Source organism: Luteibacter sp. 3190, from assembly GCF_031456385.1.
Classification (GTDB): domain Bacteria; phylum Pseudomonadota; class Gammaproteobacteria; order Xanthomonadales; family Rhodanobacteraceae; genus Luteibacter.
On the sequence record NZ_JAVDUO010000001.1, the window covers coordinates 1,540,821 to 1,559,484 of the forward strand.

General features: G+C 69.6%; 13 protein-coding genes. 2 read left to right on the forward strand and 11 right to left on the reverse strand.

Annotated elements, in window-relative coordinates; translation table 11 throughout:
• Positions 1–62: 62 nt before the first annotated feature.
• The 5 genes from J2X58_RS07070 to J2X58_RS07090 all read right to left on the reverse strand — a co-directional run bounded on the left by J2X58_RS07070 (position 63) and on the right by J2X58_RS07090 (position 7,185).
• On the reverse strand, positions 63–1,697 hold the full coding sequence (locus J2X58_RS07070) for a serine hydrolase (RefSeq protein WP_310047229.1): 1,635 nt from the start codon (positions 1,695–1,697) through the stop codon (positions 63–65).
• Positions 1,698–1,763: 66 nt separating this feature from the next.
• Complete coding sequence (locus J2X58_RS07075; protein WP_310047231.1) at positions 1,764–2,675, reverse strand: DMT family transporter; 912 nt, start codon at positions 2,673–2,675, stop codon at positions 1,764–1,766.
• A gap of 93 nt (positions 2,676–2,768) precedes the next feature.
• Positions 2,769–4,601 carry an ABC transporter ATP-binding protein gene (locus tag J2X58_RS07080; protein WP_310047234.1) on the reverse strand — a complete coding sequence of 611 codons (1,833 nt, stop codon included), beginning with the start codon at positions 4,599–4,601 and terminating at the stop codon, positions 2,769–2,771.
• Between the two features lie 23 nt (positions 4,602–4,624).
• On the reverse strand, positions 4,625–5,254 hold the full coding sequence (locus tag J2X58_RS07085; protein WP_310047237.1) for a Pr6Pr family membrane protein: 630 nt from the start codon (positions 5,252–5,254) through the stop codon (positions 4,625–4,627).
• 8 nt (positions 5,255–5,262) lie between these two features.
• Positions 5,263–7,185: a M1 family metallopeptidase gene (locus J2X58_RS07090; protein WP_310047238.1), complete on the reverse strand. Its 1,923-nt coding sequence runs from the start codon at positions 7,183–7,185 to the stop codon at positions 5,263–5,265.
• Between the two features lie 249 nt (positions 7,186–7,434).
• Between J2X58_RS07090 and gnd the strand changes: the two genes are divergently transcribed.
• Positions 7,435–8,439, forward strand: coding sequence for a phosphogluconate dehydrogenase (NAD(+)-dependent, decarboxylating) (gene gnd, locus J2X58_RS07095; protein WP_090052930.1), 1,005 nt, complete (start codon positions 7,435–7,437; stop codon positions 8,437–8,439).
• 84 nt (positions 8,440–8,523) lie between these two features.
• Here gnd and J2X58_RS07100 read toward each other — a convergent pair whose 3' ends face one another.
• From J2X58_RS07100 to J2X58_RS07120, 5 genes are all read right to left on the reverse strand, one after another.
• Entirely contained in the window at positions 8,524–9,465 is a 942-nt protein-coding gene (locus J2X58_RS07100; RefSeq protein WP_090052928.1) for a cation diffusion facilitator family transporter, read from the reverse strand.
• Positions 9,466–9,653: 188 nt separating this feature from the next.
• Positions 9,654–10,637, reverse strand: coding sequence for a malate dehydrogenase (locus J2X58_RS07105; protein ID WP_310047240.1), 984 nt, complete (start codon positions 10,635–10,637; stop codon positions 9,654–9,656).
• Between the two features lie 36 nt (positions 10,638–10,673).
• Positions 10,674–11,873: an aminotransferase class I/II-fold pyridoxal phosphate-dependent enzyme gene (locus tag J2X58_RS07110; protein ID WP_310047241.1), complete on the reverse strand. Its 1,200-nt coding sequence runs from the start codon at positions 11,871–11,873 to the stop codon at positions 10,674–10,676.
• Between the two features lie 246 nt (positions 11,874–12,119).
• Positions 12,120–12,626: a peptidylprolyl isomerase gene (locus J2X58_RS07115; RefSeq protein WP_090175753.1), complete on the reverse strand. Its 507-nt coding sequence runs from the start codon at positions 12,624–12,626 to the stop codon at positions 12,120–12,122.
• A 124-nt stretch (positions 12,627–12,750) separates the two neighbouring features.
• Positions 12,751–14,505, reverse strand: coding sequence for a 3-hydroxybutyrate oligomer hydrolase family protein (locus J2X58_RS07120; protein ID WP_310047243.1), 1,755 nt, complete (start codon positions 14,503–14,505; stop codon positions 12,751–12,753).
• 183 nt (positions 14,506–14,688) lie between these two features.
• Here J2X58_RS07120 and J2X58_RS07125 point away from each other — a divergent pair, with 183 nt between their 5' ends.
• The gene (locus tag J2X58_RS07125; protein ID WP_310047244.1) at positions 14,689–15,342 is read left to right on the forward strand and encodes a response regulator transcription factor; all 654 of its coding nucleotides are present in this window, start codon (positions 14,689–14,691) and stop codon (positions 15,340–15,342) included.
• A 2-nt stretch (positions 15,343–15,344) separates the two neighbouring features.
• On the opposite strand, the gene J2X58_RS07130 is transcribed toward J2X58_RS07125, so the two are convergent.
• Complete coding sequence (locus tag J2X58_RS07130; RefSeq protein ID WP_310047900.1) at positions 15,345–18,590, reverse strand: PAS domain-containing hybrid sensor histidine kinase/response regulator; 3,246 nt, start codon at positions 18,588–18,590, stop codon at positions 15,345–15,347.
• Positions 18,591–18,664: the final 74 nt, after the last annotated feature.

The window sequence follows — 18,664 nt, forward strand, 5'->3', positions numbered from 1 at the left end:
TAGGAGCGGACCTGGCCGCGATGGGTGCGTGCGGCGAGCACCCCATCGCGCCAGGTGCTCTCCTACGGAACCGGCGCCAGGCGCAGGTCCTGGAAGTCGAAGCTGAAGTCGGTCAGCGGCGAGACCGGTTCCATGCGGACCTCGCGTACCTTGCCATCGGGATCGAGCACGAAGTTGACGAACGCGTCGCCGTTGAGCGAGCGGTCGTCCCAGTGCGCGACGAAGGTGTCGTGCTGCCACGGTTCGAGCGTGCCGGTGAGCTGGGCGGTCTTCGTGAAGCTCATCACCAGCTTGCCGCCCTGCTTCGCCACGTTGACGTCGCCGTACCACGGATCGCGGTACGTGCCCGCGTAGCCGTCCAGCGGCAGCGACGGCTTCGCGCCCTTCATGCGCGCGGCCTCGTGCTTCTTCATGCTGTCGTCGGCGTTGCCTTCCGCCTTCTTCACGCTGGCGGCGTACGCGGCGATCCAGTCCTTCACCGGTGCGTCCATGAAGGCGTCGAGGGCCCGCATCGTGACCGCCTGGAACGCCGCGCCGGATTCCTGGTTCGTCAGCACCACCACGCCGAGCTTGAGGTCGGGCACCATCGTCAGGCGCGAGACCATGCCGGGCCAGCCACCGGTGTGCCACACGAGCTTGTGACCGCGGTAGTCGGAAACGAACCAGCCTTCGCCGTAGCCGGAGAAGTTCGGCTTCGCCGGCGCGAGCTCGGGCACGCTCGGTTCCGGGATCCGGATCGGCGTGATCAGCGACCACATCTCCGCCTGGCGCTTCTCGCTGAAGAGGCGCTGCGCCTTGCCCGAGGCGTCCGTGTAGGCGCCGCCGGCCAGCTGCATGGTCATCCACTTCGAGAGGTCGTGGACACTGGAATAGATGCCGCCCGCCGAGGGATTGTTGCTCCACGACATCGGCGGCACGGGCTTCAGGTCCTTGAAGTCGAACTTCGCGTGACCGGTGGCGATGTCGTCGCCGGCGGCGATGCGGCCAGGCGCACTCGTCTGCGATTCGGTCATGCCGAGCGGCTGGAAGATGCGCTCGCGCACGAAGTCGCTCCAGGATTTTCCCGAAACCTGCTCGATGACGAGGCCCGCGACCGCGAAGAGGATGTTGTCGTACGCGTACTCGGCGCGGAAGCTGTTCGTCAGCGGCACGTAGCGCAGTCGCTGCACCACCTCCTTCGTGGTGTACGTCGTGGCGGGCCAGTACAGGAGGTCGCCGGCGCCGAGGCTGAGGCCGCTGCGATGCGCCAGCAGGTCGCGCACGCGCATCTCGCGCGTGACGTACGGATCGGACATCTGGAACCACGGCAACCGGTCGATCACGCGGTCGTTCATGTCGAGCTTCTTCTCGTCGGCGAGGATCGCCAGCGAGGCCGCGGTGAACGCCTTGGTGTTCGACGCGATGGCGAACTGCGTGTGCGCGTCGACCTTCGCGGGATCGCCCAGCTTGCGCACACCCGAGCCGAGCTCGAGCACCACCTTACCGTCCTTGACGATCGCGACCGCGATGCCCGGCACGTCGAACTGCTTGCGCGTGGCGTCGAGGTAGGCCTCGAAGTCGGCCAGCGCCGCGGGGCGCGCCGGGGCGGCGCCAGTCGCGGACGCGGTGGCCGCGGGGGCGGTGTCCTGGGCGTTCGCGGCGATCGCGAAGACGAAGGACGTGACGCCGAAGGCGAGGAGGTGGCGAAGGCGCGGCATGGACGGTCCCGGCAACAGTGGTAGCGCCGGACTATTCCACGCCGGGCGACCGGGTGGAAGGGCCGATCAGCTCTTGCTTTTCTGGCTGAAGATGACGCTGCCCAGGATGATGGCGCCGGCGAGCGCCATCGTCGGTGTCAGGGCCTCGCCCAGGAACATCCACGCCCAGCCCACGCCGAACAGCGGCACCAGGTACGTCGACGTGGCCGCGCGCGGCGCGCCGATCCGCTGGATCAGGCGGAAGTAGAAGGCGTAGGCGAGACCGGTCGAGAGCACGCCGAGGGCCACGACCGCGACCCACGACTTCGCCGGAATGGCCGCCTCGGGCCAGGTCAGCGCCGCGAGCGGCGCGGTGAGGATCGTGGCGCCGAGCAGGCAGCCCGCCGCGACGGCCGTCGGGGCGATGTCGGAGAGGAAGCGCTTGATGAGGTTGCCGGCCAGTCCGTAGCAGAACGACGCCGCGGCGCCCGCCAGCGCCGCGGGGGCGACGTTTTCGCCGGCCGTGCGTCCGCTGGCGAGGATCACCACGCCGACGAAGCCCGCGACCAGCGCGATGGCCTTGCGAACGCCGATCTTCTCGCCGAAGCCGACGAAGGCCACCAGCGCGGCGAAGAGGACGGTCATGCTGTTGGCGATGGCGCCGATGCCGGCGGGCGCGCGTTCCGCGCCCCACGCGAACAGCGTGAACGGGATCGCCGCGCTCAGGGCGCCGAGGGCCAGCATCTTCCACAGGTGCGAGGGCCGGATCGTCGGCCGCGCGCGCCAGAGCAGCGGGAGCAGGATCACCGAGCCGAACGCCAGGCGCGTCGCGACCAGCGGGAACGGACCGAAATCCTTCGCCGCGACGCGCATGAAGAGGAACGAGCCGCCCCAGATGGCCCCGAGAATGGTCAATTCGACGGTGGTCCGCCAGTCGCGCGCGGCGGGAGCGGCGGTGTCGACCGGGGTTTCGGCGGCGGCGTTCATCGTGTTCTTCATGGGGATGGGAGCGTCATTGTCGCCGGAACCGGCGATACCACAAGCGAAGCGTTTGCAAGGCAGCCTTTCGGGGAATTCATGGCGTCGCTCCCATTACTCCACGCCGACGAAGCCACCCGTCTGATGCGCCCAAAGGCGCGCGTAGAGGCCACCATGGGCGATCAGTTCGGCATGCGTCCCCGTCTCCACGATCGCGCCGTGCTCCATCACCACGAGCCGGTCCATCTTCGCGATGGTGGACAGGCGGTGCGCGATCGCGATCACCGTCTTGCCCTGCATCAGCGTCTCCAGGCTTTCCTGGATCGCGGCCTCGGCTTCGGAATCGAGCGCGGAGGTCGCCTCGTCGAGCACGAGGATCGGCGCGTCCTTGAGCAGCACGCGCGCGATCGCGATGCGCTGGCGCTGGCCGCCCGAGAGTTTCACGCCACGCTCGCCCGCATGGGCATCGAAGCCCGTGCGGCCCTCGCCATCGGAGAGGCCCGGGATGAACTCGTCGGCGCGCGCCTGCCGCACGGCGGCGAGCAGTTCGGCCTCCGTCGCGTCCGGCCGGCCATAGAGCAGGTTGTCGCGGATCGACCGATGCAGCAGCGAGGTGTCCTGCGTCACCACGCCGATGCTGGAGCGCAGGGATTCCTGCGTGACCTTCGCGATGTCCTGGCCGTCGATCGCGATGCGGCCGTCCTCGAGGTCGTAGAGGCGCAGCATGATGTTGACCATCGTCGACTTGCCCGCGCCCGACGGCCCGACGAGACCGATCTTCTCGCCCGGACGGACCAGCAGGTCGAGGCCGCCGATCACGCCGCCCGCCTTGCCGTAATGGAAATGGATGTTCTCGAAGCGCACCTCGCCGCGCGTGACGCGCAGCGGCACGGCGTCCGGACGATCGACCACGGTCCGCTCCTGCGAGATCGTGGTGATGCCGTCCTGCACGGTGCCGATGTCCTCGAAGATGCCGTTGACCACCCACATGATCCAGCCGGACATGTTGTTGATGCGGATGACCAGGCCCACGGCCAGGGCCACCTGCCCCGTCGACACCGTACCCCGCGACCACAGCCAGAGGGCCAGGCCGCTGGTCGCCGCGATGAGCACGCCGTTGAGCGAGGTGATGGCGACGTCCATGCCGGTGACCATGCGGCTGGACGAGCGGACCTTGTCCGTCTGTTCCCGCATCGCCTCCTTCGCATAGGCCTCTTCGCGATGCGTGTGCGCGAAGAGTTTCAGCGTCATAACGTTGCTGTAGCCGTCCACGATGCGGCCCATCAGCTTGGAACGCGCCTCGGACGCTTTCCACGAGCGTTCCTTCACGCGCGGCACGAAGTACACCAGCATGCCGACGTACCCCGCGATCCAGAGCACGAGCGGCAGGGCCAGCCTGACGTCCGCCTTCGCGAACAGATAGACCGAGGTGCCGGCGTAGACGGTGACGTACCAGAGCGCGTCGACGACCTGCACCGCCGACTGCCGTAACGACGGCGCCGTCTGCATGATCCGGTTCGCGATGCGGCCCGCGAAGTCGTTCTGGAAGAACGAGAGGCTCTGCTTGAGCACGTAGCGATGGTGCTGCCAGCGCACCATCGTGGTCATGCCCGGGTTGAGCGTCTGGTTGACCAGCAGGTCGTGGATGCCGATCGACAGCGGCCGCAGGATCACGACGACGAACGCCATCCACGTCAGCGTGCGCCAGTGGGTCTGGAAGAACACCGCCGCCGGCGTCTTCTGCGCCATGTCGACCACCCGCCCCAGGAAGTCGAACAGGGCGACCTCGATGAGGGCGACGGCGAGCCCGACGACCAGGGCGGCCACGAAGACTTTCCACACCTGGCCGAGGTAGTACGCGTAGAAGCGGACGACGCCCTTCGGCGGCGCCCGGTCGGGCGCGTCGCGGAAGATGTCGATGAGGGATTCGAACCAGCGGAAGATCATTCCGCCATTGTAGCCCCTCGACGTTACCGATTCCGGAGTGCCCGGTCGACCGCGACCAGGCCCGTGCCCAGGACGAGGAACAGCGCCCCGACGATGCACGAGTTCAGCAGCACGGCCGGGTAACCGAGCCTGTCGACGTCCATGAACGGGTACGGGTACTCGTGCACGACGCTGCCGCGCGCGAACGTCCAGAGACAGAACGCGAAGGGGAACAGCAGCCATCGCGCCGCGTCGCGCCACGCCAGCTCGCCGTGCGGCAGCAGGAACACCCACCAGGCCAGGTAAAGCACGGGCACGACGTAATGCAGGGCGCGGTCGGCCACCAGCTGCGGCCCGAGTGGATGCCACTGCCCCTGCAGCACGGTGGCGTAGACCAGGCAGGTCACCGCGATGCAGAGCGCCGCGAGCCCCCGGACCGCCGGACGCCGCAGGCCGCGCAACGGCTTCCAGTTGCCACCCGTGGCGGCCGCCGCCGCGACCAGGGCGACGAGCACGTTGGAGAGGATCGTGAAGTAGCTGAAGAAGCGCACCGTCACGACGCCGGGAGACGCCGACCAGAACATGAGCCAGTACTGCAGCAGCAGCGCCGGCCACGCCACCGCCGCGACGACGATGGCGAACAGGTTGGAAATGGCTGCCTTGCGCGGCGACATGACGCTCCTCAGCGCGGCCAGACGTTGTTGGACCGGTCCCGGTCCGGGATCCGGTGGTCGGGGTCGATCTCGGCACGGACGATCCGGCGGCCGCCGGGCACGCTCACGCCGAAGCTCGTGTGCTGCTGCCAGGTCTCCACCGGCACGCGGATGTCGCGGGTGGTCCGGTCGTCGAAGGTCACCCGCAGCGTCGCGGGCATGACCAGGCGATCGCGATTTTCCACCGTCACGGTCCCGCCGTCGACCGCCGTCACGGCCATGTCGAGCTGCCAGTTGTTGGCGAACCAGCCGCGCCAGAACCAGGACAGGTCCTCGCCCGCCTGGCTTTCCATCAGCCGGAAGAAGTCCGAGGGCGTCGGGTGGCGGTAGGCCCAGGTCGCGATGTACTTGCGGAACGCCGGGTCGAAACGCTCCGGCCCGATGATTTCCTCGCGCAGCAGCACGAGGCCCAGCGCCGCCTTGAAATACGTGGCCGGGTGGCGGTACTTCTCCTTGACCATGTCGGCGCCGATCAGCAGCGGCGGCGCGTCGGCGTCGGCCAGCAGGGGCAGGATCTCGTCGACGGGGTTGCCGCCCTTCGGCGCGTATTCGCCGTCGCGCTTGGGCGCGAACTCGCCGTGGTTGAAGGCGTCCGCCTCGTACACGTCGATGAAGGTGTTGAACCCTTCGTCCATCCACGCGTTGCGGCGCTCGTCGCTGCCCACGATCATCGGGAACCACGTGTGCCCGATCTCGTGCGCGGTCACCATGTGCAGCGCCTTGGCCGGCGCCTTCATGGGATCGAACACGATGCCCGGGTATTCCATGCCGCTCGCGGCGGAACCCGCTTCGTTGATCGCCACGGGGTACGGATAGGGGTACCACTTCGTCGAGAAGTGCTCGACCGACGATTTCAGGTACTCCGTCGAACGACCCCAGCCCTTCTCGCCCACGCTCTCCACCGGGTACACGGACATCGCGAGCGCCTTGCGGCCTTCCGGCAGGTTGATGCGCGCCGCGTCCCACACGTACGCCTTCGACGCGCCGAAGGCGACGTCGCGCGTGTTCCGCATGCGGAACTTCCACGTCAGCGTGCCGCCCTGCTTCGGCCGGCTCGACGCCTGCGTGACCTCCTCGGGCGTGCGGATCATGACGGTCGCGTCGCTCTCGCGCGCCTTCGCCAGGCGCTCGCGCTGCGTCGCGGTGAGCACGTCCTCCGGGTTCACCAGCTCGCCGGAACCGGCGACGATCATGTCCGAGGGCACGGTGATCGCATAATCGAAGTCGCCGTACTCGAGGTAGAACTCGCTGTTGAGGTAGGGCGCCGTGTCCCAGCCGCGCAGGTCGTCGTAGACGCACATGCGTGGGTACCACTGCGCCATCTCGTAGATGTCGCCGTTCTTCGACGGCGCGAAACCGGTGCGTCCACCGAAGTCGCCGGGCAGATCGTAGGAATACGCGATCGTGACGCTCACCTTGCCACCGCGCGCCGCGACCGCCTCGGGGAGGCGCACCTGCATCCGCGTGTCGCTGACGACATAGGTCGCCGCCTTGCCGCCCACGGTCACCGAGGCGATGCGGAAGCCGTCCGTGTGCCGCTTCTCGGTCCTGCCGGCCGTGAAGTTCCCGCGCGCGTCGGCGGTGAAGCGGTTCTCGTCCAGCTGCAGCCAGAGCACGTCGAGCGCGTCCGGGCTGTCGTTCGTGTAATGGATCGTCGCCCTGCCCGTCATCGTGTTGGCGACCGGGTCCAGCGTCGCGGCCAGGTCGTAGTCGGCACGGTTCTGCCAGAACAGCGGGCCGGGCATGCCACTGCCGGAGCGGTAGGCGTTGACGGGCTGTGGATAGACGAACGGTGCGAAGACCTCGCGCGGATCGAACGTGGCGGCCGAGGCGCCAAGCGTCCCGATCAGGGCGATGGCGGCGAGCGACAGGCGGACGGCGGATGTTTTCATCGGGCGCACTTGAAGGGACGACCGCTGAGGATACCCGCGCGGCGAAGCCCCGCTCCAGCCTGCCGTAAGTCACCGAAGGTCGACTTCGCGGCCTCCAGGACGCACTATGACGGGGTTAACCCCCGTGGCCGGAGCATGCGTGGATGGGTCCGGCGGACCCGGTGCCGCGCCGGACATCCCTATGTATACCTTGCATCCACGGCGGGTATCCGCATATTCCCCACGTTGCACACATCGAGGAACCCACGCATGAAAATCGGTTTGATCGGACTGGGCCGCATGGGCGGCAATATCGCCCGCCGCCTGATGAGGGACGGTCATCAGACCGTGGTCTATGACAACGCCGAGGGCGCCCGCGCGGCGCTGGCGAAGGACGGCGGCGAAGCCGTCACCTCGGTCGAGGCGCTGGTCGCGGCCCTGCCGTCGCCGAAGGTCGTGTGGGTGATGCTGCCCGCCGGCGAGATCACCGAGAACACGATCCAGACCCTGTCCGGCCTGCTCGGCAAGGACGACGTCATCATCGACGGCGGCAACACCTTCTACAAGGACGACGCCCGTCGCGCCGAGGAACTCGCCACCAAGGGCATCCACTACGTCGACGTCGGCACCTCCGGCGGCGTGTGGGGCCTCGATCGCGGCTACTGCATGATGATCGGCGGCGACAAGCCGACCGTCGACTACCTCGATCCCATCTTCAAGACGCTCGCGCCGGGCGCCGGCGACATTCCGCGCACCGAAGGCCGCGATGGCCGCGATCCGCGCGTCGAGAACGGCTACATGCATGCCGGTCCGGCCGGCGCGGGTCACTTCGTCAAGATGATCCACAACGGCATCGAGTACGGCATGATGCAGTCGTTCGCGGAAGGCTTCGACATCCTGAAGAACCGCAACGCCGCGCACCTGCCGGAGCGCGAGCGCTACGAGCTCGATATGGCCGACATCGCCGAAGTCTGGCGTCGCGGCAGCGTGGTCTCGTCGTGGCTGCTCGACCTCACCGCCAGCGCGCTGGCGAAGGGTCCGGAGCTCGACAACTACTCCGGTTACGTCGACGACTCCGGCGAAGGCCGCTGGACCGTCAACGCGGCCATCGAGCAGGCCGTGCCGGCCGAAGTGCTGACCTCCGCCCTGTTCGCCCGCTTCCGTTCGCGCCAGGACCACACCTACGCCGAGCGCCTGCTGTCCGCGATGCGCATGGGCTTCGGTGGCCACATCGAAGGCCGTGGCAAGCCGCCGAAGGAAGGCGAGCACTCCTGATGCGGCATGCGCCGCCGTTCGCACCCGCGACGGCGGCGCACCACTCATCGCCGATACGATCGGCTCCCGCCCTTCGCCGGCACCTCAACGCCCGTCCAGTTCGCGCAACCGGGCCCGCCAGCCTTCCGGGGTCTGCGGCTTGATGAACAACGCGACGATCGGCAGGTTCGCCTCCTTGGTACGCGCCTCGATGGTGCGCACGCGCTCCTCGATCTCCACCGTGGTCAGGTGATCGTCGAACGCCATCGACAGCGCCACCAGCACCTGGTCCGGGCCGACCTGCACGGTCAGCACGCCGTTGACCGCCTCCACCCCCTGCACCTGCCCCGCGATGCCGCACACCTTCGCGAGCAGGTTGGGCTGTGCCGGTTCGCCGATGAGCAGCGCCTTGCTCTCGCGCGCCAGCATCGCCGATGCCAGCGCCAGCACGACGGCGATGCCGATCGAGGCCCAGCCATCGATGCGCGGGTCGCCGAGCGCATGGGATAGATACACGCCGATGGCGGCGATGCCGAGGCCAAGCAGCGCGGCGCTGTCCTCGAACAGCACGGAATAGGTCGTCGGGTCCTTCGTGTTGCGGAACGCCTCGAAGTAGCCGAGGCTGCCCTTCTTCCGCTGCACGCTCTTCAGCGACAGCCACCACGAGCTTCCTTCGAACAGCGCACTCACCGCGAGAACGATGTAGTTGACCGTCGGGTCGCCGAGCGGCTCGGGCACCAGGATGTGGTTGACGCCTTCGTAAAGGGAGAACCCCGCGCCGAGCGCCAGCACCAGCAGCGCGACGATGAAACTCCAGAAGTACAGCTCGCGCCCGAAGCCGAGCGGGTTCTGCCGGTTGGGTCGCTGGCGCGAGCGGCGCAGCCCGTAGAGCAGCAGGATCTCGTTCACGCTGTCGACCAGCGAATGCACGCCCTCCGACAGCATGCTGGAACTGCCGCTGATGGCCGCGGCGATGAACTTCGCGATCGCGATGCCGATGTTGGCGGCGAGCGCGACGTAGACGACGAGTTTCGAGCTATGGGCCATGTCGGGAGCATTCCGCAATGAGCGTATCGGTGGAGTAAACCGGGCGAGCGGTCGTGGAAATCGCGCCGGCTCGCGAACCAGCTTGCGGCAAGAACCGTTCGCGCGCCAGCGCGCTCCCCGGCACGTCGACCACGAAAAAGGCCGCGCCTCGCGGCGCGGCCTTTCGCTTCGCATCGCACGCTCGCGGATTACTTCGCGAACAGGTGCTCGACGCCAGCGCGCTCCTCGCGCAGTTCCTTCTCGGTCGCGTCGATGCGCGCCTGCGAGAACGCGTTGATCGCCAGGCCCTGCACGATCGCGTACTTGCCGTCCTTGACGGTCACCGGGTAACCGAAGATCACGCCCGGCTCGACGCCGTACGAGCCGTCGGAGGGGATCGCCATCGAGACCCAGTCGCCTTCGGCCGTGCCGAGCGTCCAGTCGCGCATGTGGTCGATCGCGGCCGAGGCGGCCGAGGCGGCCGACGACGCGCCGCGCGCCTTGATGATCGCCGCGCCGCGCTGCTGCACGGTCGGGATGAACTCGCTCTCGTACCAGGCCTGGTCGACCTGCTCGAGCGCGGCCTTGCCCTTCACGGTGGTCTCGTGGAGGTCCGGGTACTGCGTCGAGCTGTGGTTGCCCCAGATCGTCAGCTTCCTGATGTCCGTCGAATGCGTGCCGGTCTTCTCGGCGAGCTGCGACAGCGCGCGGTTGTGGTCGAGGCGGACCATCGCGGTGAAGCACTTCGGATCGAGGTCCGGGGCGTTCTGCTGCGCGATCAGCGCGTTGGTGTTGGCCGGGTTACCGACGACCAGCACGCGCACGTCGCGCTTGGCGTGGTCATTCAGGGCCTTGCCCTGCGGGCCGAAGATGGCGCCGTTGGCTTCGAGCAGGTCCTTGCGCTCCATGCCCGGGCCGCGCGGACGCGCACCGACGAGCAGCGCGTAATCGACATCCTTGAAGGCGACGTTCACGTCGTCCGTGGCGACGACGCCCGCGAGCGTCGGGAAGGCGCAGTCGTTGAGTTCCATCACGACACCCTGCAGCGCGGGCAGCGCCGGAGTGATCTCGAGCAGGTGGAGGATCACCGGCTGGTCCGGGCCCAGCATGTCGCCGGCGGCGATACGGAACAGGAGGGCATAGCCGATCTGGCCGGCAGCGCCGGTGACGGCAACGCGAACGGGTGCTTTCATCTTACGACTCCTCAGGTATATCGCGTGGGACTTCGATCAGTTGAGCTCGGCGAAGAACTCGACGATGCGGGCCATGCCCTTGTCGAGCGCCTCGTCGGGGCAGGAATAGGAAATGCGCAGCGCGCGCGGCTCGCCGAAGGCCGAACCCGGAACGCAGGCGACGCCCTTGGCATCGAGCAGCGCGGCGCAGAAGTCGACGTCGGACGTGATCTCGACGCCGCCGTGCTTCTTGCCGAAGGCCACCGAGATGTCGGGGAACGCGTAGAACGCGCCCTGCGGACGCGGGCAGACGACGCCGGGAATCGACACGAGCGCGTCGTAGACGCGATCGCGCTTGGCCGCGAACTCGACGCACTTCGCCGCCGGGATGTCCTGCGGACCGGCCAGCGCGGCGACCGCCGCGGCGGTGACGACCTCGGGCAGGCTCGTGATGTGGTTCGAATTGAGCGTGGTCACCGCGAGCGCCACGGCTTCCGGCGCGGCGATGAAGCCCACGCGCCAGCCGGGCATGCCGTAGGTCTTCGACAGCGAGTCGACGAAGATCACGCGGTCCTTCAGTTCGGGGCGCACGTGCACGAAGTTGTGGTAACCGACACCGTCGAAGACCATCGTGTTGTAGATGTCGTCGGTGATGATCCAGGTATCGGGATACTTCGCGATCACGTCGGCCAGCGCGGCGATCTCGTCGCGCGTGTACACCATGCCGGTGGGGTTCGACGGGTTGTTGAAGAGGAACACGCGCGGCTTGCGCTTCAGCGCGTCCTCGAGCTGCGCCGGCGTGAGCTTGTAGTGCTGCTCCGGCGGGCACGGCAGGATGTTGATCTTCGCGCCGACGATCTCGGCGATGTCGAGGTAGCTCGTCCAGTACGGCGCCGGGAAGGCGATCTCGTCGCCCTCGTCGAGCAGGGCCTCGGCGAGGTTGTAGAGGATCTGCTTGGCGCCCACGCCGGTGCTGACGTTCGCGCGGGTGTAGCCCGTGAGGCCGAGCGCTTCGATGTGCGCGAGGAAGGCGTCGACCAGCGCGTCGGGGCCGCGGTTGCTGCCGTACTGGCCGGAATCCTTCGCCAGCGCCTCGCGGGCGGCGGCGTACACGTGCTCGCCGGGGAGGAAGTTGGGCACGCCGATCGAGAAACTGACGATGTCGCGTCCTTCGGCCTTCAGGCGCTTGGCCTTCTCGGCGATGACCATGATCGCGCTGGGCTTGGCACGACCGATACGCTTGGCGAGCTGCGGCATCGTTTCCTCTGACGGGGACAGGGCAAAGGCCGCTATTTTAACACGGGCCCGGGACTGCCGCTGCCATCGAGCGACAGTAGGAGCGCGCCCTGCGCGCGACATCTTTCGCGAAGCGCCGCACGACCTCTGACAGACGGCCCCAAAGGATGTAACGCGCAGGACGCACTCGCACACCGCACCCCGGGTCCCCGCCCGGACACGAAAACGCCGCCCGGAGGCGGCGTTTTCGGATCGGGCCCGGACGGCTCAGCGAGCGTCCAGCACCGTGTTCCATTCCTTCACCTTCGCCGCCTGCTTCTCGAGCAGCGCGTCGACGTCGCCGGAGACTTCCACCTTCTCGATGGTGTCGTCCTGGCGGATCTTGTCGACGACCTTCTGGTCGTCCGGGCCGACCACTTCACCGAAGACGCTGTGCTTGCCGTCGAGCCACGGCGTGGCGCCATGCGTGATGAAGAACTGCGAGCCGTTGGTGCCGGGGCCCGCGTTGGCCATCGACAGGATGCCCGGCTTGTCGTGCTTGAGGCTGCTGTCGAACTCGTCGCCGAAGCGGTAGCCCGGACCGCCGCGGCCCGAACCCTCGGGGCAGCCGCCCTGGATCATGAAGTCGGCGATGACGCGGTGGAACGACAGGCCGTCGTAGTAGCCACGCTTGGCCAGGTTGACGAAGTTGGCGACCGTCAGCGGGGTCTTGTCGTCGTGGAGGCGAAGGTGAATGTCGCCCTTGCTCGTCTTCATGGTGACGTTGATGGTCATCGCGATTCCTGTAAATCGTTGAAATACGGCCCGATCGCACGTCGCGACCGGTCCGGAGGGGCTGCAAGGCTACCGAAGATGGCGCCCGTTCCCCAAGAGTTCAAGCGAGAAGACGTGACGACCGTCAACGCACGGGCAACCCGAGCGCCGCCGCGGTGAGCGCGCCCGGGCCGCGTGGGCGGGCATCCCGCACCGCGGCGTCCTCGGGCAGCGGCCGGCCTTCCGAGAGATGCGCCCAGGCACGATCCAGCGCGGCGTAGCCGAAGGGCAGCAACGGGGCGTGCCGGTCGCCGAAATCGGGAAACGCGAGGAAGGCGTCGAAGTGCTGCGCGTACGGCACCTTCCAGTACACGGGTGAACGGCCCGAGGCGCGCAGCCACGCCACATACGGATCGGAGCTGAAGGCCACCGGGATCAGGCCGTCCTGGGCGCCGTGCACCACGAAGACCGGCAGCCCCGCGCGCGGCAACGCCGCGGCCGTGGCAGCCACCCCCGCGTGGAGCGCGCGGACCTCGTCGCCCTGCCCCGTCCACAACTCGCGGAGGCACAGGTTGCCCGGCAGCGTCGGATCGAGCGAGACGTCGGTGCCGCCTGCCAGGAGCACGCCGGCCCCGGGCGGCACGCCCGAACCGTCCGCCCACCAGGCGGCCCGGACCACGGCGTCCGCGGGGGCCGCGACGCCCGCCGTGTGCTGGGCCCGATAGGAAAAACCGCAGGGCATGCCGTCGGCCGGCCGCCGCAGGTAGGCGCTTGCATAGGCCGCGGTGACCGCGCGCCAGAGATCGAGCGACGTCGACGACGCGCCGACCTTCAGCGCGTCGTCCTGCCAGCCGGAGGCGCGCAGCATCGCGAGCGCTTCGGACGCCTGGGCGGCGGGAGTGTTCGCGACGAACCGGCCATGCGCTCGCAGCGACGCGCAGCGGATCGCCCAGGCGGGCGGCGCGGCGTGCGCGACGCGGGCGAACGGCAGGCCGTCGAATTCGGGGGCCGCCAGCGCGCACGGCAGGAGCAGCGCGGCCTCGGTGGCGTAGTCGTAGAACGGACGGCCGCGGCCCTCGACGTGGATGTTCGGCTCGAGCGCGACCACCGCGGCGAGGATGCCGTCCTCGTCGTCGCCGGCCGCGCGCAGCACCGCGCCGCCGCCGTTCGACAGGCCGGTCGCGATGATGCGGGTGTTCTTCGCCGTGAACGGCGCTTCGGCGGGAAACGCGCGATCGAGCATCGCGAGGCCGAAGCGCGCGGCCTGCAGGACGTGCCTGCCCCAGTCGGCTTCCGGATTGTCGCCCGAATGCGCGTGCTTCACCGCGATGCCGGCGTCCGGGGCGAGCCCCTTCGGCTCGAATTCCAGGGGCGCGGTTCCCGCCTTCGCGCGCGTGCCGTCGAGCGCGACGCCACTGCCGTCCACCGGATCGAAATAACCCGCGCCGGTGCCCTTGTCGGTGTATGCCACCGCGCAGCCGCGCGGCAGGCCCCATGCACCCGCGAGGGCGATCGGCCCGTAGATGCCACGCGAACCCGACGACGCGGTGACGACGAGGCAGCGCTTCGCCCGGTCGAAATCGTCGGGCACCTGCACCAGCACGCGATGCGGCGCATGGGCGCCCGGCAACGTCGCGAACGCGGTGAATTCGCGGCCGGGGACGTCGGGTACGCCGCCGTAGACCGTGCCGAAGCCGCCGAGCGGGCCGAGGTCCGCGATGCCCTTCCAGCTCGCCTGGATCGCGCGGCGTCGCAGTTCCGCCGGCGTCGGCGACGCCGGCTGCGCGAACGCCGTGGTGGTGCCGGCCAGGCCGCGCAATCCGAGGCCCGCGCTCAGCAGGTCGTCACCGTGGCGATGCTCGGTGATGCGGACGTCGCCGAAGCGATCGGTTGCGGACATGGAGCCTTTCCTCGTGGCGGGCGCCGTCGCGCAGGAGAGGACACCGAGGGAAGCGGCGGCGATGACGGCCAGGGGGAAGATGCGTGACATCGGGCCACGATAGCAAGCGCGCGGCGTCGCGCCATCGTACGAAAGGGCAGGCGCACTCGACGCGGAGGCGTTACGTCGTTACCGTCACGCCCGATGACCCGCATCCTCGTCGCCGACGACCATCCCCTGTTCCGCGCCGCGCTTCGCCAGGCCGCCTCCGCCGCCGTGCCCGACGCGTCGGTCGCCGACGTCGCCGATCTCGACGCGATGCTCGCCTTCCTCGCGGCGGAACCGGATACCGACCTCGTGCTGCTCGACCTGCGCATGCCGGGCAGCCGTGGCCTTTCCGGCCTCGCCGCGCTGCGCGGGCAGTATCCGGGTGTCGCGGTACTGGTCGTGTCCGCGCACGACGAGCCCTCCGTCGTGAAGCGCGTGATCGCGCACGGCGCCGCCGGTTTCCTGCCCAAGAGCGCCGATCCCGCGACCATCGCCGACGCGGTGCGCGCCGTGCTCACGGATGGCCAGTGGCTGCCGCCCGAGCTGGCCCGCGCGGTCGCCGCGCTGCCCGCGGATGCCGGCGATACGGCTCTCGCCGCGCGACTGGCGCGCCTCACCGAACAGCAGTTCCGCGTGCTGTCGATGCTCGCCGAAGGGCTGCTCAACAAGCAGATCGCCGACCGGCTGAACGTGCAGGAGCGCACCGTGAAAGCGCACGTCACCGCGATCTTCGAGAAGCTCGAGGTGCGCAACCGCACCCAGGCCGGCGTGCTGCTGCGCTCGCTCGACCTGGCCGACAGTGGCCCCTGACGTCAGCCGGATGCCGCGACGGGCCGTGGCGCAAGGCGCTGCATGGCCTGGCGCATCGCCAGTGGCTTGAGCGGCTTGTAGAGCACCGTGCCGCCGGCGTCCTGCAGCCGCGTGCGCAGGTCGATGTCGCGATCCGCCGTGACGAACACCGTGGCCACGTCGCCGAAGCGCTCGCGCAGGACGCGCAACGCGTCGAGCCCCGTGCGTCCCGCGTCGAGGTGGTAGTCGAGCACGAGCAGGTCGGGCGGCGACGCGTCGTCCTCGGGAGCGCGCAGCGCGTCCACGGTCCAGCCGAAGCCGCGCAACAGGCTGGCCGTGGCGGCCAGTGCCACGGGATCGTTGTCGACGACGATCCCGTGCCCGGCAGGCAACGCGCCGGCCGCCGCGACCGCCGCCGGTTCGCTCGCGCCGCGGGGCGCGAGCGGTGCCGAGACCTCGAACACGCTGCCCGTCCCCGGCCAGGAGCGCAGGCCCAGCGGGTGATCGAGCAGCGTCGCGGTGCGCTCCGCGATCGCGAGGCCGAGACCCAGCCCCTGCCCCACCGCGGCCTCGCCACGACGGAAGGCCTCGAAGATGGATGCGCGGTCGTTCTCCGCGATGCCCGGCCCGGTATCCCACACTTCGATGCGCACGGCGCCGCCCACCCGTCGGCAACCGAGCACGACGCGACCGCCGCCGGCGTAGCGCAGCGCGTTGGCGAGGAAGTTCTGCACGATGCGGCGAAGCAGCTGCGGATCGGTGCGGACCCATGCGCGCGTCGGCACGCAGTCGAAGCGGATGCCGCGCTCCGCGGCGAGCGCGCGGCTTTCCGCCGCGAGCGGCCCGACGATGTCCGCGAGCGCCACGTCGACGATGCGCGGCGTCAGGCGGCCGCCCTCCAGTCGCGCGATGTCGAGCAGCCCGGCGAGCAGGTCTTCCGTCGCGGCCAGCGCGCCATCGAGGTGACGCGCCGTGTCCGCGTCGCCATGGCCCGTGCGCAGCGCGTGCGCGAACAGCTGGGCCGCGTGCAGTGGCTGCAGCAGGTCGTGCGACACGGCGGTGAGGAAGTGGCTCTTCGCCTCGTTCGCCTGGCGCAGTTCCACCGTGCGCTCCGTCACGCGAAGTTCGAGCGTCTCGTTGGCGCGGATCAGCTCGTCCTCGGTCTCCCGAAACGACGTGACGTCGGTGAACGTGGCCACGTAGCCGCCGCCGGGCATCGGGTTGCCGCGGATCTCCACGACGGTGCCGTCCGGAAAACGCCGCTCCGCGAGGTGTGGCGACCCCGCGCGCATCAGCGCGAGGCGGCGCTCCACGCGCGAAGCGATCTCGCCCGGCCCGATCAGGCCCGCCGCCACGTTGTGACGGATGAGGTCGGCCGCCGGCCGGCCCACGCGCAGCATATTCGGCGGATAGCCGAAGAGTTCCGCGTACGGCCGGTTCCACGCCACGAGCCGCAGCTCGGCGTCGACGACGCAGATGCCCTGGCTCATCGTTTCCAGGGCCGCCTCGAGCACGCGCTGGTTGAAGCGAAGGTCTTCGGTGGCCTCGTCGACAATGGCGGCCACGGTATCGAGTTCGTCCTGGCGCTGGCGATGCACCACCTGCAGGAGGAGCCGCGCGGAGCCCGCGCCGATCACGCCCGCCAGCTCGTGTTCCACCAGCGCGGCGAGCGCGCCGCCCGCGGCGCCCGTCGGCACCGCGTCGGCGAACAGCGCCGCCACGCGATCGGAAGGAAGGAAGCGTGCGGCGAGTGCCCGCAGGTCGCCCACGTCCACGCGCCCGAGCTCCGTGGCGGGCATCGCGACGCGGCCGTAACGCGACGGCGCGACCAGCGCGATCGTCGCGAGGTTCGCTCCGATGCCCAGCACCACGGCCCGCCCGAGGCGGCTCCAGTCGTCCAGTCCGAACAGGCGGTCGGGCGCCAGCCACGCGATGCCGAAGGGTCCCGCCTCTACCCATGCGGGCTCCGGCGTCACCAGCGCGGGCAGCACCACGTAAAGCCACACGAGCGTGCCCACCGCGAGCCCCGCGCCCACCGCGCGCGCACCCGTCCGCGGCCGGTACACCGCGAACAGCAATGTCGGCGCGAGGCCGGCGAGGGCCGAAAACGAGATCGCGCCGATGTCGGCCAGCGCGTCGTTGCCGGCGAGCATCCGGCTATAGGCCCAGGCCAGGAGGATGACGCCGAGAATCGCGACGCGACGCTGCGTGATGACCTCGCCGCGCAGGTCGCCCCGCTCGCCCCTGCCCCATCCGCCGCGCACGCGCACCGGCGCGATGAAATGGTTGACGACCATCAGGCTCAGCGCGAGCGTGGCGACGACGACCATGCTCGTCGCGGCCGAGAGGCCGCCGAGGAACGCGAACAGCGCGAGGCCGCCCTGCTCGCGCGACAGCGGCAACGCCAGCACGTAAAGATCGGACGGCACGCCCAGCGGCGCCAGCGTCGCGTCGCCGAGCCGCGCCAGCGGCAGGATCGGCAGCGAGATCAGCAGCATGTAGAGCGGGAACAGCCAGCGGGCCGTGGACACGTGGCGCACGTCGCGGCATTCCACCATGCCGGCGTGGAACTGGTGCGGCAGCGTGAACATGGCGAGCGCGCCGAGCAGGATCAGCGCGGGGAAGCCGCCGGCGTCGTGCGGCATCGCGGCCGCGCGCGCCACGGCCGCCGGATCCGGCGCCGCGCCGACGAGGAGGCTGCCGAGCGCGAGCATCGCCGCCAGCTTGAACAGCGACTCGAACGCCATCGCGAGCACGAGCCCGCGGTTGTGCGCCATCGCGGAGGCACGACGCGTGCCGAACAGCATCGCGAACGCGGCCATGAGCAGCGCGATGTAAAGCGCGCTGTCCTGCCAGGCGGGGGCCTCGGCGTCGCGGCCCTGCGCGAGCAGGCCATAACTCATCGCCACCGCCTTCAGCTGCAGCGCGATGTACGGCACGATGCCGATGAGCATCACCACGGTGACCAGCGCGGCGAGGCCGCGGTGACGGCCGAGGCGCGCCGATATCAGGTCCGCGACGGAGCCGGCGTTGTAGTCGCGCGCCATGACGACGAGGCGACGCAGGACACCGACCGCGAACACGTACATCAGGATCGCGCCGACGAACGTCGGCGGCAGCCACCAGCCCGAGCGGGACGCCTGGGTCACCGTGCCGTAGAACGTCCACGAGGTGCAGTGGATCGCGAGGGAGAGCGCGTAGACGATGGCCCAGCGACGCTCCAGGAACGCGGGCCGCCGCTCGCCGAACAGCGCCACGCCGAACAGCATGCACAGCCACAGCGCCGCGGCGAGGGTGACGAGCCAGGGATTCACGGCGAAACCGGCTCACGTAGGAGCGCGCC

Bases quoted from the DNA above. Each gene is read 5' to 3' on its own strand.
- gnd (WP_090052930.1), top strand. From the start codon at position 7,435: ATGAAAATCGGTTTGATCGGACTGGGCCGCATGGGCGGCAATATCGCC.
- J2X58_RS07120 (WP_310047243.1), bottom strand. From the start codon at position 14,505: ATGTCCGCAACCGATCGCTTCGGCGACGTCCGCATCACCGAGCATCGC.
- J2X58_RS07070 (WP_310047229.1), bottom strand. From the start codon at position 1,697: ATGCCGCGCCTTCGCCACCTCCTCGCCTTCGGCGTCACGTCCTTCGTC.
- J2X58_RS07125 (WP_310047244.1), top strand. From the start codon at position 14,689: ATGACCCGCATCCTCGTCGCCGACGACCATCCCCTGTTCCGCGCCGCG.
- J2X58_RS07090 (WP_310047238.1), bottom strand. From the start codon at position 7,185: ATGAAAACATCCGCCGTCCGCCTGTCGCTCGCCGCCATCGCCCTGATC.
- J2X58_RS07085 (WP_310047237.1), bottom strand. From the start codon at position 5,254: ATGTCGCCGCGCAAGGCAGCCATTTCCAACCTGTTCGCCATCGTCGTC.
- J2X58_RS07075 (WP_310047231.1), bottom strand. From the start codon at position 2,675: ATGAAGAACACGATGAACGCCGCCGCCGAAACCCCGGTCGACACCGCC.
- J2X58_RS07105 (WP_310047240.1), bottom strand. From the start codon at position 10,637: ATGAAAGCACCCGTTCGCGTTGCCGTCACCGGCGCTGCCGGCCAGATC.
- J2X58_RS07080 (WP_310047234.1), bottom strand. From the start codon at position 4,601: ATGATCTTCCGCTGGTTCGAATCCCTCATCGACATCTTCCGCGACGCG.
- J2X58_RS07100 (WP_090052928.1), bottom strand. From the start codon at position 9,465: ATGGCCCATAGCTCGAAACTCGTCGTCTACGTCGCGCTCGCCGCCAAC.
- J2X58_RS07130 (WP_310047900.1), bottom strand. From the start codon at position 18,590: ATGCTGTTCGGCGTGGCGCTGTTCGGCGAGCGGCGGCCCGCGTTCCTG.
- J2X58_RS07110 (WP_310047241.1), bottom strand. From the start codon at position 11,873: ATGCCGCAGCTCGCCAAGCGTATCGGTCGTGCCAAGCCCAGCGCGATC.
- J2X58_RS07115 (WP_090175753.1), bottom strand. From the start codon at position 12,626: ATGACCATCAACGTCACCATGAAGACGAGCAAGGGCGACATTCACCTT.